This is a genomic window from Flavobacterium chuncheonense, assembly GCF_042686145.1.
GTDB lineage: Bacteria > Bacteroidota > Bacteroidia > Flavobacteriales > Flavobacteriaceae > Flavobacterium > Flavobacterium chuncheonense.
Genome location: NZ_JBHUPC010000016.1, coordinates 1 through 680, shown reverse-complemented (window position 1 = coordinate 680; position 680 = coordinate 1). Strand labels below are relative to the sequence as shown.

Annotated in this window: 1 pseudogene; it reads left to right on the top strand. The window is 42.1% G+C overall.

The features are described 5' to 3' along the window. A pseudogene (locus ACFS5J_RS11235) lies at nucleotides 1-680 on the top strand (hypothetical protein); the annotation flags it as partial.

Here is a 680-nt window from a genome sequence, read left to right as displayed (position 1 = left end):
CAATATAGATTGTACACCTTTACTATCACCGATGATTGTGGAAACAGTGATACTGAAACCACACGCGTATCGAGAGAGTACGACATGACAGCTCCAGAGATTGTAGATGTTCCAGATTATCAATTGGATAATTGTAACGATGATTGGCCAGCGTTTATCACAACAGATTGGACAGATAACTGTTCTGCTGGAGGAGTTGGAATTCAATCAGATGGCGGAGTTGATGATGGAGCGAGTGCAGATGGTTGTATCCAATATAGATTGTACACCTTTACTATCACCGATGATTGTGGAAACAGTGATACTGAAACCACACGCGTATCAAGAGAGTACGACATGACAGCACCAGAGATTGTTGACGTACCAGACTATCAATTAGCGAATTGTAATGATGATTGGCCAGCGTTTATCACAACAGATTGGACAGATAACTGTTCTGCTGGAGGAGTTGGAATTCAATCAGATGGCGGAGTTGATGATGGAGCGAGTGCAGATGGTTGTATCCAATATAGATTGTACACCTTTACTATCACCGATGATTGTGGAAACAGTGATACTGAAACCACACGCGTATCAAGAGAGTACGACATGACAGCTCCAGAGATTGTTGACGTACCAGATTATCAATTAGCGAATTGTAATGATGATTGGCCAGCGTTTATCACAACAGATTGGACAGA